Below are 14,762 nucleotides of genomic sequence, written 5' to 3' on the forward strand. Positions count from 1 at the left end.
ATTTTTACTCACCGGATAAACGGAATTGCAATACACTCTGCGGTAAAATAGAAAAGATCAAAATTTACCTAGAAACCCAAGTGCCAATTCCTACTCCAAAAGAAGTAATCATAGGCTTTCCGTTTGTTAAAATAAAGCCATCAATCTGTTGATAGTTATAAATGGCCTGCAAAAAATATTTAGATTTCCTTTTTGTGGTTAAAATTGTGCCAACGCAGGCTTCGTAGTTTAAACCCTTATCATATCCATCAAAAATTCTTACGGCATATCCCGCAGCGCCCTTTATAAAAAAGTTTAGATCATCATCTTGTATGGGTTTTAGTAATTGGTGCAAGTTTCCATTAAAACTTAAAGTGTTAAAATTAGCCCCATTGCTGCTGTTTGGGTTTCTAAATGAAGCATTTTCTATTCCGATACCAAATCCGGTTTTGGGGTTGGCCAAGCCAAAAACCGTTTTAAGGTGTAAAGAGTTCAATTTTTCGTCTAAAGCACCACTGTTTATCCCAAAGGTGTAGCTTAAAGAACTCCAATTAAAAAATTTGAGGCCGCTTTTAGGGCTTTTGTTTTCTTGAGCGTAAATAGTAGAAATAAAAATGATAAAGAAAAAAACAGAAGAGAATAATTTTTTCATGATTTATTGATAAGCTAGGGGTAAAGATATGTAAATACAATACAAAAGCATATAAAGGTTTAACATTGCTTTGCCTTAATCGGGTTTTTTACATTATGTTTGCAAACCATAAGCAATACCGCTTGTTTGTTTGTAAATGCTGAAATTAGGTCAGATTAAAAAACCCATAGAAAAAGAAATTGATGCCTTTGAAGAAAAGTTTAAAGCATCAATGCAAAGTTCTGTACCGCTTTTAGACCGCATAACGCACTATATCGTAAAACGCAAGGGAAAGCAAATGCGCCCTATGTTTGTTTTCTTTTCTGCCAATATTTGCGGTGGTATTACAGAATCTACCTATCGGGCCGCCTCTTTAGTAGAGCTTTTGCATACCGCCACTTTAGTACATGATGATGTGGTAGATAATTCTTTTGAACGACGTGGTTTTTTTTCTATCAACGCTTTATGGAAAAACAAGATCGCCGTTTTAGTGGGCGATTATTTGTTAGCTAAAGGATTACAGCTTTCGGTAGATAACAATGAGTTTAAGCAGCTCAAAATAGTATCAGACGCAGTACAGCAGATGAGCGAAGGCGAGCTGTTGCAAATAGAAAAAGTGCGCAGGATGGATATTAGCGAGGAAGTTTACTATGAAGTTATTCGTCAGAAAACAGCTTCTTTAATTGCCTCTTGCTGTGCCGCAGGTGCCGCTTCTGCTGGTGCCGATGAAGAAATCATTAAATTGATGCACTCTTTTGGAGAAAATGTTGGCATCGCTTTTCAAATAAAAGACGATTTATTCGATTTTGGCTTGGATGATGTAGGTAAACCAAAAGGAATTGATATTAAAGAGAAAAAAGTAACGCTTCCGCTGATTTATGCTTTAAACAAAACAGATAAATCTGAAAAGAAAAGGATGATAAACTTAGTGAAGCACCATGAAGACGATGCGGCTAAAATCAACCAGATCATAGATTTTGTACAAAAAAGCGGCGGTTTGGCTTATGCCGAAGAACAGATGGTTAAATACCAAGAGAAAGCTTTTCAAATCATATCAAAATTCCCTTCATCAGAATCTAAAACTGGTTTAGAGCAATTGGTTCGCTTTACAACAGAAAGAAAAAAATAAATGAGTCATGAATTAATTTTCTTTGGGGCTTTCACGCTTTTTATTGTTTTGATGCTTGCTTTAGATTTAGGGCTTTTCCATAAAAAGGATAAACCCGTTACCCTTTCTCAAGCAGCCATCATGAGTGCGGTTTGGGTATCGTTAGCGATCGGTTTTTTTTTCTTTTTAAAAACCGAAGGCCAAGAACTGCATAACATCAGAAACCAAGCGCAATTAGAACAAATTGTAAAAGACTCTCAACATAATATAACCTTAAATTCCGCAAATTTTGAAGAAAACCTAAACCGTTACAAAGATAACCTTGGCCTAGAATTTATTACAGGCTATGTGATAGAATATGCCTTATCGGTTGATAATATTTTTGTTATGGTATTGATATTTGCCGCTTTTAATGTAAACGAAAAGTATTACCACCGTGTATTGTTTTGGGGCATTTTGGGTGCCGTAGTAATGCGGTTCATTTTTATATTTTTAGGCTCAACGCTCATCAACCAGTTTGAGTGGATTTTATATATTTTTGGCGTTTTTTTGATATACAGTGGTGTAACCATGTTTTTGAGCAGAAACGAGGATGACGAAATTGACCCAGAAAACCATAAAGTGGTAAAATTTACCGCCAAATACTTCCCTGTTTATCCAAAATACGTAGGGCATAAGTTCTTTCATCGTGTTAACAAAAAGCTATTTATTACCCCACTTTTTTTGGTACTATTGGTTATAGAATTTACCGATGTTATTTTTGCCGTTGACTCTATCCCTGCAATTTTTGCCGTTACCAAAGATCCTTATATTGTTTTCTTCTCTAATATATTTGCCATTTTGGGTTTGCGGTCTATGTTTTTCTTATTGGTAAACGTGATAGAGAAATTCCATTATTTAAAAACCGGTTTGGCCGTTCTTTTGGTTTTCATCGGTGTTAAGATGTTGGCCCATCATTGGTTGGTAAAATGGGGTTTTAGCACCATAGATTCTCTTTTTGTGATCCTTGCGATACTTACCGTTAGTGTAGTGGCCTCTTTAATTTTCCCTAAAAAAGATTAATTTCTAAGACTTAAATAATATTAGCTTCATGAATGTGTTGATAGCAAAAGATAAATGGAAATTAAACCATTCAACTCTGCGTTCTTTGTGCCATCTACGGTTGAAAAAATTATCTAAATCATGATTTCCGGGATTTTTTGATTGGTAGAATTAAAGCTCAAAAAAATTGAAGTTATAACTTCCTTTAATCTTAGCACTTCTTTTAAATAATATTCTCAATCCAGTTTGTAAAAAATTCCCACTTGCCGTCCATCAAAATTGAGGCTTACCTTTTGTAAAACTTTATCAAACCCTTTTCCGTTGTGTTGATGGATGGCATACATCCCAGAATCAAAAACCAATAAAAAAGCGCCTTGTAGCAATAATGAGTTTCCGTATCCTTTAAGCCTATCGCTCTTTTTGTTTTCTCCTCTTTGGTTTAAGAAAAGCCCGGTGGCCATGTAACCAACGTCTAACCCTGCATTTAATAAAAGTATCTTTTCGATCTTATATTGATCATGTACAGCTTGCGCCAAGCTTAATTGTTGGTTTAAACCTGATTTGGCCCCTAAATAACCAGCGGTGGCCAAACCTAAGTTAGCCACGTTCCAAAACACGTTCATTTGGTTAAAGTATTTTTTCTTACCAGATGAATTAAAATAAGCAATACTACCAACTGCCATATTTGCCAAGGCCCATCCGCCCAAAATTTTCATCCCAGTTAGGTTTATCTCATTTCTTTGATGGTTGATAGTTTGAATCTCTTGTTGCGCAAAAGCAGGAATGGTAAAAAATAAACAGCAAACAACAGTTAATTTTTTCATGTTCAATTTTTTAAACCTCATTTAACCAAATATTGTCATAACTTTTCATCAACGCTCTTTCTTTAGGTGGGATTGGAGTTGGTTTACCTGTTTGGTAATTTATTGCAACCTGAACGGTTTTTCCTTGCGTTCTGATAGATTCTGTGCCGTCATCATTTGCGCAAACCAGTGCATACTCAATTTCCCAACTGCTATTCCCCAACCTGCTGGTTTTTACATAAGCAAAAATCTGCTCTTCTAAAACAATTGGTTTAACATAGTTTATCTCTGCTTTTGCTACAATGATCCCTATTTTTTTCCAATCCCATTTAATAATATCGCTCCAATAGCAAGACCTAGCCTGTTCAAAATAGGTTAAGTAAACCGCATTATTGGCATGGCCAAACATATCCATATCAGAAAATCTAATAGGGATCGCTACTTTATATTTAAAGTTTTTTGTAATGTCTTTTATGTCCATAATCGGAAATATTGTCGTGTATTATATTTATTAAGCGACAAAATGTCGTAAAATTTATTGATTACAATGATTGGTATTTGCTTTGAACAAGGATAAGCATAATCATAAAAATAAATAAATAGGAGGATATAAAAATGACTTTAGTAAAATTTAACAACGACAAAAGAGTAAACGGATACTCAACTTTTAATGAATTGTTTGATTCTGTTTTCAATCAAGACTTTATCAACAAGCAACCAGTTTCCAAAGTACCTTCTGTAAATGTTTCTGAAACAGAAGATCATTTCTTTTTAGAATTGGCCGCCCCCGGCATGAAGAAAGAAGATTTTAAAATTAATGTAGATAAAGATGTACTAAAAATATCTGCCGAAGTTAAAAGTGAGGAAACCGAGGAAAATAAAAAATTTAACAGAAAAGAATTTAATTATTCATCTTTTGTAAGATCTTTTAACTTACCAGAGTTGATAGACCATTCAAAAATCGATGCTTCTTATGCTGATGGTATTTTGAATATCAGCATTGCTAAAAAAGAAGAGGCAAAATTCCAATCGAGAGAAATCTCTGTGAAATAATTTTTTTTAATTTGGTTAGCAGCAATCCCGGCTTTTTTTTAAAGTCGGGATTGCTTTTTTAGAATACGTTTTAATTTATTTTACATTTGTAAACATGATATTAGAAATACTGGACACTCGCCGTAAGGCCTTAACCATAAACCTTGATGAAAACATATATGGCACCTTTGCCGAGATTGGTGCAGGGCAAGAAGTAGCAAGGAATTTTTTTACCGCAGGTGCGGCTTCTGGTACGATAGCCAAAACTATGTCTGCTTATGACATGACTTTTAGCAACGAGATTTATGGTTTAGAAGAGTCTGGTAGGTACGTTTCTAAATCTAGGTTAGAGAAAATGCTAGACCATGAATTTGCTTTATTGGGCGAGCGTTTATGTGGTGTAAATTATCAATCCAGAACTTTCTTTTCTTTTGCCGATACCGTTACAACCCTAAACTACAATAAATCAAACGATCCACACGGTTGGTTGGGCATAAAATTTCAATTAGAACCTTGTGGGCCTGCAAACACCATTATTTTTCATGTACGTTTATTAGATAGCGATGCCACCCTGCAACAAAATGTGTTGGGTATTTTAGGTGTAAATTTAGTATATGCCGCCTTTAAACATCAAAATGATCCCAAAAGAATGATAGAATCTTTGGCGGATAACCTAAGCCAAGGTTCTGTAGAAATAGATTTAATTAGTGTTAAAGGCCCTGCCTTTGCAGATTTGAGCGATGTTTTGGTCAATTTATATTTGATCCAAAAAGGGTTTTCTAGTGCTGCTATATTTATACCCGAAGTTGGTGTAATGCAAGCCAAAGATTTAATGTACAAACAACATATCATGATTTTGAGAACTCGGTTTAACCAAAAAACCAAACCAGATTTCGAGTTTTTTAACCATGCCATAACCCAATATAAGGCCTATTTACAAATTAGCGATGTTGAGCTGATAACCATGGCAGAACTTACGCTAAACAATATGATGAACCATGCCGATACCGATGATGGAGAATTGTTGAACAGGGTTGCTAAACGGGCAAAAGATATTACAGAAATGGGCCATGCGGTTATCATCTCTAACTTTAACAGACATAACAAATTGGCTAAATATTTGGCCAAATGTAAACCCAAAAGTGTGGGTATTACCACTAATATCGCTAATCTTAAACATATATTCTTATCAGAAAATTATGGCTCAAATTATACAAATGAGCTTTTATCTTACATCAGCGACCTGTTTAGCGGTAATGTTAAATTATTGACTTATCCGTTTAGGGATATAAAGAATAAGCAAATGGTAACCACAAAGAATTTAGAGGTATCACCAGAAGCGAAGCCACTTTTCGATTTTTTGTTACAGAACAAATATATCTTAGATATTGAAGAGATCAAGGAAGAAATAGGGGCCAAGTAGGTTAATTTCTCATGTTGATGTACTGCAGGGGTTGGCCAAAATCTTCTGTTCTACAAAGTGAAATCACAGCTTGTAGGTCATCTATCTTTTTACTGGTAACCCTAACCTGGTCTTCCATAATAGCGGCCTGTACCTTTATGCCAGAATCTTTGATTTTTTTGACTATCTTTTTGGCAGCTTCCTTTTCTATTCCCTCTTTTACCATTATTTCTTTACGTATCATATTTCCGGTTACGCTAAAAAATGGTTTGTCTAGGTCTAAAGCCTTGGGATCTAAACCCTGTTTCACAAAACGAGAGATGATAGAATCTATTATCGCTTTTAAACGCATATCGTTTTCTGTAATAACTGTCAATAAACTAGATTTTTTATCTAACTCTACACTACTTTTAGAATCATTAAAATCATAGCGGTTCAGGATTTCATTTTTAGCGTTGTTAATCGCATTATCAAGAGTTTGGGCATCAATTTTAGAAACAATATCAAAAGAAGGCATAATTGGAATGTTATTTGATGTTAAAAAATTAAAGATAAATTTATAACTGTTAATTAATATTAAAATAATGAAAACTCCTAAGGCCAAAGCTAAATCAACCAAAAAAGAAATTAAAAAAGTTAAATCAAATATAGAGATTGATTTATCAAAAAAAATTAAAGATTTTATTGTTAGCCTAGGGCATGATGCCGAAGATATTGGGGGCGAGATTAAAAAAGCAAGTAAAATAATTACCAAAAAACTATCTAAAAAGGCAACGGGAGTAAAGAACTCTATTAAAGATAAGTTTAAGAAAGCCGATAAAAAGGTTGTAAAAGATAAAAAAGAAGTAAAAAAGGTTGTAAAAAAAGAAATTGCAAAAGCAAAAAAAGAAGTTGATAAAACAGTTAACAAAGCCATAAAAAAAGCTGCAGAAGTAAAAAATGTAACCACAGAAAAAGTTAATTCTGTAAGTAAATTAAACCCGGTGGCACAAACCGCCTCTAAAATAGACAAGACAACTGCGGCAAAACCAGTTGTAAAAAGAAGAGCAACTACAACCACTAGCTCAACATCAAAAACCGTTGCTAAAAAAACACCTGCAGCAAGCACTAGAAAAACAGCCGCATCCAAGCCTACTGCTAAACCAAGAGTTTCAGAACAAAAAAAAACAATAAAAAATGATGAGGGCGTAAACCAGAATTCTCACCCAGAAACACCGCAAGCGGTAAACGGACGTAAAAAAACCAGTGCTGCACCAAAATCTGATACAAAACCAAGCAATACCGACCTGCCCACACAAGCTGGCCCTCAGAATAAATATAAAAGAGGTTAGTCAGCAAGCGTTATTTAACCTTATTTTAATAATTTATTAACAAAATAATTTGCAGTTTTGAATCCCGGGTGCATGCCCAGGGATTCTTTTTTATTTTACATGACTCAAGAAAAACCTCCTTTAATAAATAGGGAAATCAGTTGGCTTTATTTTAATGCCAGGGTGTTGCAAGAGGCAACAGATAAAACTGTCCCTTTGATAGAGAGATTGAGGTTTTTAGCCATATTTTCTTCTAATTTAGATGAGTTTTATAGGGTTAGGGTTGCCACTTTAAATAGGCTGGTAACGGTGGTAAGTAAGGTAAAAGAAGAATTTGGCTACAATCCTAAAAAAATACTTAACCAAATAAAAAATATCGTTGTAAAACAAGAGAAAAAATTTAACCTCCTTTATGAAGAGATCATCAAAGAACTGGCAGAAAATAAAATATTCATACTTAACGAGCATCAACTAAACGTAAGCAGGGGCGCTTTTGTTAAAAAATATTTTAGGGATAAGGTGCTTTCTACCATAGTCCCTATTATTATCGACGATAAGAAACCTTTCCCAGAACTAAGGGACAGGGTTATTTATTTTTTGGTAAAACTAACCCAAAACTCTAAAAAGCAAAAAGTAAAATACGCTCTAATAGAAATACCAGATAGTTTAAATCGTTTTTTGGTTTTGCCAGAAACCAACAACCTTAAATTTATTATTCTTTTAGATGATATTATTAGGTACAGTATAGATGAGATTTTCTTTGTTTTTGATTACGACGAAGTAGAGGCCTATTCTATCCAAATTACAAGAGATGCAGAATTAGACCTAGATAAAACCGTGAGTGATAAGTTTATAGATGCACTTACCAAAAGCTTGCAAAAGCGCAAAAAAGGTAAACCAATGCGTTTACTTTATGATAGTGCCATGCCTATAGAAATGCTAAATACGGTAATCAATAGATTAGAGTTAAGTTCAGAAAGCCTCATTCCGGGTAATAAATACCATAATTTTAAAGATTTTATCGCTTTCCCGAATGTTGGGGATGCAGAACTTGAATATAAAAAAATTACGCCTTTACCAATAAAAGACCTAAGCGTTTTTAAAGGTATGTTTGAGCTGATCAAGAAAAAAGATTACCTCATCAACTTACCTTATCAATCTTTTGATTATATCATCCATTTTTTAAGGGAAGCCGCTATTGATCCTAGGGTAACAAGCATCCATATAACGCTTTACCGTTTGGCAGAAAACTCTAGGATCGTAAACGCATTGATCAACGCTGCCCGAAACGGTAAAAAAGTAAACTGTTTGGTAGAATTAAAAGCCCGGTTTGATGAACAGGCAAACATCTTTTGGACAAACAAACTAGAAGACGAGGGGATAAACGTTAATTACGGTATCACTGGCTATAAAGTACACACCAAAATTTGTATGGTAACCCGCCTAGAAAAAGGCAAGCCGGCCTATTATGCAAATTTGGCCACAGGTAATTATAACGAGAAAACTGCCACTATTTATTGCGACCATAGCCTTTTTACGGCCGATGAGCGCATTACCAAAGAGTTAAGTAAGCTTTTCTTAAACATTGAAAAAAAGAAAATTTCTAAAGATTATGATAATCTGATTGTTTCGCCACTAGAAACGCGTAAAAGATTATTCTTTATGATTGATAGAGAAATAAAAAACGCAAAAGCAGGCAAAGATGCTTACTTGATCTTGAAAATGAATTCATTGGCAGATGAAATTACCATTAAAAAGCTATATGAAGCAAGTAATCAAGGGGTTAAAATTAAACTGATAGTGAGAGGGATGTGTTGTTTAGTGCCAAAACAAAAAGGCTTTAGTGAAAATATTGAAGTGTTTTCTATTGTCGATAAATTTTTAGAACACGCCAGGGTTTGGATTTTTGCCAATGGCGGAGATGAAGAGATCTATCTGCTTTCTGCCGATTTGATGACACGAAACCTAGATCATAGAGTGGAAGTGGGTTTCCCTATTTATGATAGAGAAATAAGGGAAGAGATCAAAGAACTCATCAACATACAATTAAAGGATAATGTTAAGGCTAGGGAAATAAATGCTTTAAATACTAATAGATATAGAAAAACCAACAGCACTTTACCAGTAAGAACACAAACAGATTCTTACAATTATTTAAAATATAAAAACAAATCATCTTGAAATACGCAGCAATCGATATTGGCTCTAATGCAGTAAGACTTCTTATCGCTAACATTATTAACAATGACGGTGTAATTTCTTTTAAGAAAAACACATTGATTAGAGTACCGGTTAGGTTGGGCGACGATGCATTCTTAAAACAGTCTATTTCTGATAAAAAAGCAGCCGAATTAGTTAAAACGATGGTAGCTTTTAAAAACTTGATGGAAGTTTACCAGGTAGAAGATTATATGGCTTGTGCAACATCTGCACTAAGAGAATCTAAAAACGGCGCCGAATTGGTTAAAAAGATAAAATCTGTTGCAAACATAGATCTAGAGATAGTAGAAGGTCAAAAAGAGGCACATATCATTTATTCTAGCCATGCAGATCAAACCTTAGAAAGAAATAAAAACTATTTATATATTGATGTTGGCGGTGGAAGTACAGAATTATCCATTTTTTCTGATGGTAAACTAAAAGCATCTAGATCTTTTGATCTTGGTACTATCCGTATTTTAGACAATCAAGATAAAGAAGAAACTTGGGACAGTTTAAAATTCTGGTTAAGGAACGAGACCAAAAACCACAAAGGTTTAATTGGCATTGGTACTGGGGGCAACATCAATAAACTATTCAAATTATCTGAAGAAAAGGAAGGCAAACCTTTAAGTTTTATCAAGCTAAAAACACAATATCAATACCTAAATTCTTTCTCTTTAAAAGACAGAATCAATATTTTAGGCTTAAACCAAGATAGGGCAGATGTTATTATACCCGCTTGCGAGCTTTTTATAACCGTAATGAAATACGCCAGCATCAAACAGATTTATGTGCCAAAAGTTGGCTTGGTAGATGGCGTGATACAGGTTTTGATAGAGAAAAATTTCCCTAAAATTTAGAAGATCGTTACGTCCCTCAATCTTGATCAAATCAATAATATTGAGATAACCATAGGTTTTTCTACCATAAGCCCTAAAAATACTTTCACTAAAATTAGGCAAGGCTTATTGCCAAAACAATCATAGATTAAAAAAATTGCATAAATATATTTAATACATATTATAACTATTATAAATAAAAATTAATGCTTTAGTTTTTTCAGATTTGCCATTGTTAAACAACAATCAAACAAAAATGGAAAAACAATCAAATTTATCCTTAGCACAAAACCTAAATCTCAAATATTTAGGTACACAACAAGAGCAAAAGAAACCTTATTTAGGTTTTTTAGGGTTTACAAATATCTTTCTATGGATATTATTTTTCGCTAGCCTTCTGCTCCTAATTTTTAAGGGCAATATCCCCAATTATGATTTTGATGGATGGTTCCGAATCAATGGTTTTACATTAATTATTTGGGCAACGGTAACTTTTTTTAGCGCTATTGTAAACACATATAGCAGAAGTTATCTGATAGGTTTTAAATATCACCAGCGTTTTGTGAAATTGAGTTTGGGTTTTACCTTCTCTGTAATGCTTTTTGTAGCCTCTAACCATGTTGCGCTGTTTATTCTTTCTTGGTTTACCATGGGCTTTTTTATGGCAAAATTGATAGGGGTTAACAAAGAATGGAAAGATGCCAAGGAAGCCGCTAAGTTCTCCCACAAATATTTTTTGATCGGTACATTATTTTTAGCTGCAGGCACATTGTTATTGGCCTTTAAATGCCAGTCGTTATTCTTGAGCGATATTATAGGTAGGCTGGGTAATTTATCGATATTAAATTTAACGTTATCCGCCATTTTTATAATTGTTGCGGCCATTATCCAATCTGCAATTTATCCTTTTCATAGGTGGTTACTTTCTGCCATGACGGCTCCAACCCCGGCATCGGCGTTAATGCATGCGGGTTTTGTAAATGGTTCTGGAATATTGTTGGCTATATTCTCTAGCCTTATATTTCACTCGCAAACCTTTACCTTATTATTGATAATTGGGGGTTTAACGGCTATCATAGCTCAGTTTACCAAATTGTTGCAAGTGAACGTTAAACAAAAATTGGCTTGTTCTACCATTGCCCAAATGGGTTTTATGATCATGCAGTGCGGTTTGGGTTTTTTTAACGCAGCGGTTGCACACCTAATCTTACATGGCTTTTATAAAGCTTACCTTTTTCTTTCATCTGGTGAAACAGTAGAGCACACAAAACCAAAAAACAACCAACAAATTGTGATCAAACCAATGCAAGCTGTAATAGTATTGATATATGGCTTAATTGGGGCTTGGCTCTTTGCAACATTAACAGGCAAAGGAACTGCATTAAATAGTGGGATTTTCTTAACGCTGATAGTTGCCATAACAGTAGGACAGGTTACTTACAACATCGTAAAACAAAAAAACCTTTCGCTCATTCAAAAAGCGTTTATCCCACCAATGTTATTCTTTATAGGCATAGGTTTATATGCCGCAATTTATAGCGGGGTAACCTATATGATGTCTGGTATGCCATTCTCTGATACACCTTTACCACTTTCATTCATCCAAATCGGTTTCGGGATTATTTTTCTTGTCGGGTTTTTTATCATGAAACTGGGCGGCTACCAAAAAGTACCTTGGTTGTACGTGAAATTGCTAAACCTATCCCAACCTTACCATAAAACTACTTTAAACTTTAATAATAAATAGTTATGAAAACTCTAACGATCAATAATAGCATAGAAAAAGCGGCTAGCGTAATTGGCAAAACATGGCCTTTATATGGCTTTGTAACCTCTAATCCTTTATCGGGTTATGAAAAAAGTTCTTTTTTGGATGCCGTAAAAAACGCAAATAACTTATCAGGAGGTTCATTTTTTCCAACCGCAGCAGTTTACACCGAAGCATTGGGGAAAAAAGAAATCGATAATGATATTTTGTTGGATTTACTTGTTGAAAAAGGTTACCAACAGTCGCCAGATTTTTATTTAAACCAAATGGCTTCAGAAAAAACGGTCTCAAAAGAAAACCCCAATCGGCTTTTAGATCAATTAACCGTTAAATGGTTATCGGCATTTTTAGATGAAGGGATGGCAGAGTGGCAAATGCCTTTCAAATCTGAGGGTTTTTTTAAGGCTTGGAAAAAGATAGCCGTTTTTGATGATCAATTCAAATCTATAAAAAATATTTCGGCTGATCCAGAAGAGGCGATCAAAAACGCTTTAGCGGGTATTAACGAAGCCGGCTACGAGGAAATCTTCAAATTTCATATCAGTTCTTTGGCGGGTTGGGTTGGTTATATCAAATACAGAACAGACACAGATTCTTTATGGCAACAAAAATACCCGATTTCTATAATGGATTATTTGGCCGTAAGATTAACCATCGCAAAACTGATTGATGCACAAATTGCACCTCTAAAAAACTATAACGATCATTTATCAGAACTCATCCAACTAAAACACATCTTTTTAAAAGCTTGGGAGATGAGTTGGCAATCAGAATTGAAGGGTATTTTAAAGGAAAATTCCATCCAACTATCCAACCAAACCAAAGAAAAAAAATTGCCAGATGCACAAATGGTTTTTTGTATCGATACAAGATCAGAATTGATCAGAAGGCATATAGAAAGCAAAGGTAATTATGAAACCTTTGGCTTTGCGGGTTTCTTTGGTATCGCTATGGATTATGAAGATTTAGCAACTGGGATCAGTAGAAAATCTTGTCCTCCAATTGTTCCGTCTGCGTATAAAGTTTCAGAAATCCCACAGATTGGAAAAGGAGAGGAGCTAGCAAATTATCAAAAGAAAAAAGAGGAACAAAAATTTTCTAATTACTTTTTAAACAGGCTTAAAAGTATGTTGCCTTCCGCTTTCGGTTTTGTAGAAGGTTCAGGGATTTTATACGGAGTTTCACTACTGGCAAGATCAATATTCCCCGGTAATTTATACAGGTATGAAAAGAAGAACGAATTATCTCATGAGGGTATTTGTGAGCCATCTTTAAATCATCATCAGGTATCGTCCGATAAATTTGATAATATCCCATTAGAGCAAAAAGTAGCCATCGTAAAATCTGCTTTTGATGTGATGGGATGGAAAGAGTTTGCGCCTTTAGTAGTTTTTGCGGGGCATGGAAGCCATACCAAAAACAATGCCTTTGGATCTAGCCTAGATTGTGGTGCTTGTGCTGCAAGCCCCGGAAGACATAATGCTAGGATGTTGGCAAAGCTGGCCAATATTAAAGAAGTAAGAATGGTTTTAAAAGAGAGTTACAACATAGCGATACCAGAAAACACCTTCTTTTTAGGGGCAGAACACAACACCACAACTGATGAGATTGTATTGTTTGATAGCGAAGCACCATTATCCCTACAAAAAAACCTCGCAAAATTAAAAGCCGATTTACTATCGATACAAAGAAGTAGCTCTGCCGAAAGAAGAGGAATGCTAAACGGAGCTGTTAAATTATCTGAAAAGAAAGCAAATAACTGGGCAGAAACAAGGCCAGAATGGGGTTTAGCTAAAAATGCAGGTTTTATAATTGGGCCAAGAAACTTAAGCAAGCATGTAAACTTGGGAAGCAGATGTTTTTTACAATCTTATGATTGGAAAACAGACACAACCGGGGCTGTTTTAGAAGCCATTATGCAAGGCCCAATGGTGGTTACACAATGGATCAACAACCATTATTATTTCTCTACGGTTGATAATGAGAAGTTTGGCGGAGGCTCTAAAATTACCCATAACGTGGTGGGCAAATTTGGTGTGGTGCAAGGCAACGGTGGCGATTTAAAAAGAGGGATCCCTTTACAATCTGTTAAAGCTTCAGATGATGAGATATATCATCAACCATTAAGGTTATCTGTGGTAATAGAAGCACCAACAGAAAGGATCGATCAAATTTTGGAAAGAAATGCGCATATAAAATCTTTATTAGAAAACGAATGGATTTATTTGATGATCATGGATCCACAGAAGGGAGGCGAAATTACGCACTACTCAAAAAATGATAACCCTTTATCACCCATAAATGCAATAGAAAATTTAGAAACAGTATTATAAACTTAAAAGAAAATAAAATGGAAAAATTCAAATTAATAGATGGTGTTTTTAACGCAGTTGATGCAAAAGAAATTCTTTTAACCTTAATTGATAAAAAGATCAAGTTTCACGAGCTAAAAAGTTTCAGTAATGAGATTAAAGCGGGCAGCACAGATGGCGAATCTTTAGAAAGAGTGGAAGAATTAAAAAAAACCAGAGATCATATAATCCTTTTCCTCAAAGATAAGCTGATAGATAACCTATCGTTCAATATTAAATCTTTTATAGAAATGGAAGAAGTTGATGTAGAAGTTATGAAATAAATTAAAGAGGTG

At 34.6% G+C, this 14,762-nt stretch carries 14 protein-coding genes; 10 read left to right on the plus strand and 4 right to left on the minus strand.

The window, feature by feature from the left end:
* Positions 1–64 precede the first annotated feature (64 nt).
* Positions 65–631, minus strand: coding sequence for a hypothetical protein (locus tag I5M32_RS10790; RefSeq protein WP_200586251.1), 567 nt, complete (start codon positions 629–631; stop codon positions 65–67).
* A gap of 136 nt (positions 632–767) precedes the next feature.
* On the opposite strand from I5M32_RS10790, the gene I5M32_RS10795 reads away from it, so the two are divergent.
* Positions 768–1,739 (plus strand): polyprenyl synthetase family protein, encoded by a 972-nt coding sequence (locus tag I5M32_RS10795; RefSeq protein ID WP_200586252.1) that lies wholly within the window; start codon positions 768–770, stop codon positions 1,737–1,739.
* Complete coding sequence (locus tag I5M32_RS10800) at positions 1,740–2,780, plus strand: TerC family protein (protein WP_200586253.1); 1,041 nt, start codon at positions 1,740–1,742, stop codon at positions 2,778–2,780. It abuts the gene before it with no gap.
* Between the two features lie 215 nt (positions 2,781–2,995).
* On the opposite strand, the gene I5M32_RS10805 is transcribed toward I5M32_RS10800, so the two are convergent.
* Both I5M32_RS10805 and I5M32_RS10810 read right to left on the minus strand, forming a co-directional pair.
* On the minus strand, positions 2,996–3,583 hold the full coding sequence (locus tag I5M32_RS10805) for a DUF6992 family protein (RefSeq protein ID WP_200586254.1): 588 nt from the start codon (positions 3,581–3,583) through the stop codon (positions 2,996–2,998).
* A 10-nt stretch (positions 3,584–3,593) separates the two neighbouring features.
* On the minus strand, positions 3,594–4,043 hold the full coding sequence (locus I5M32_RS10810) for an acyl-CoA thioesterase (protein ID WP_200586255.1): 450 nt from the start codon (positions 4,041–4,043) through the stop codon (positions 3,594–3,596).
* A gap of 134 nt (positions 4,044–4,177) precedes the next feature.
* Between I5M32_RS10810 and I5M32_RS10815 the strand changes: the two genes are divergently transcribed.
* Positions 4,178–4,615, plus strand: coding sequence for an Hsp20/alpha crystallin family protein (locus I5M32_RS10815; protein ID WP_200586256.1), 438 nt, complete (start codon positions 4,178–4,180; stop codon positions 4,613–4,615).
* Between the two features lie 94 nt (positions 4,616–4,709).
* Positions 4,710–6,017, plus strand: coding sequence for a nicotinamide mononucleotide adenylyltransferase (locus I5M32_RS10820; RefSeq protein ID WP_200586257.1), 1,308 nt, complete (start codon positions 4,710–4,712; stop codon positions 6,015–6,017).
* Between the two features lies 1 nt (position 6,018).
* Here I5M32_RS10820 and I5M32_RS10825 read toward each other — a convergent pair whose 3' ends face one another.
* Positions 6,019–6,513, minus strand: a complete 495-nt coding sequence (locus tag I5M32_RS10825) for a YajQ family cyclic di-GMP-binding protein (protein ID WP_200586258.1) — start codon at positions 6,511–6,513, stop codon at positions 6,019–6,021.
* A 67-nt stretch (positions 6,514–6,580) separates the two neighbouring features.
* Here I5M32_RS10825 and I5M32_RS10830 point away from each other — a divergent pair, with 67 nt between their 5' ends.
* The 6 genes from I5M32_RS10830 (at position 6,581) to I5M32_RS10855 (ending at position 14,750) form a co-directional block, all read left to right on the plus strand.
* The gene (locus I5M32_RS10830; RefSeq protein WP_200586259.1) at positions 6,581–7,327 is read left to right on the plus strand and encodes a hypothetical protein; all 747 of its coding nucleotides are present in this window, start codon (positions 6,581–6,583) and stop codon (positions 7,325–7,327) included.
* A gap of 99 nt (positions 7,328–7,426) precedes the next feature.
* Positions 7,427–9,487 (plus strand): polyphosphate kinase 1, encoded by a 2,061-nt coding sequence (ppk1, locus tag I5M32_RS10835; RefSeq protein WP_200586260.1) that lies wholly within the window; start codon positions 7,427–7,429, stop codon positions 9,485–9,487.
* Positions 9,484–10,368: a Ppx/GppA phosphatase family protein gene (locus I5M32_RS10840; protein WP_200586261.1), complete on the plus strand. Its 885-nt coding sequence runs from the start codon at positions 9,484–9,486 to the stop codon at positions 10,366–10,368. The genes ppk1 and I5M32_RS10840 overlap by 4 nt, the downstream gene beginning before the upstream one ends.
* 235 nt (positions 10,369–10,603) lie before the next feature.
* Positions 10,604–12,094 (plus strand): proton-conducting transporter transmembrane domain-containing protein, encoded by a 1,491-nt coding sequence (locus tag I5M32_RS10845; protein WP_200586262.1) that lies wholly within the window; start codon positions 10,604–10,606, stop codon positions 12,092–12,094.
* Between the two features lie 2 nt (positions 12,095–12,096).
* The gene (locus I5M32_RS10850; RefSeq protein ID WP_200586263.1) at positions 12,097–14,448 is read left to right on the plus strand and encodes a DUF2309 domain-containing protein; all 2,352 of its coding nucleotides are present in this window, start codon (positions 12,097–12,099) and stop codon (positions 14,446–14,448) included.
* Between the two features lie 17 nt (positions 14,449–14,465).
* The gene (locus I5M32_RS10855; RefSeq protein ID WP_200586264.1) at positions 14,466–14,750 is read left to right on the plus strand and encodes a hypothetical protein; all 285 of its coding nucleotides are present in this window, start codon (positions 14,466–14,468) and stop codon (positions 14,748–14,750) included.
* Positions 14,751–14,762: the final 12 nt, after the last annotated feature.

Source organism: Pedobacter segetis, from assembly GCF_016623585.1.
Taxonomy (GTDB): Bacteria; Bacteroidota; Bacteroidia; order Sphingobacteriales; family Sphingobacteriaceae; genus Pseudopedobacter; species Pseudopedobacter segetis.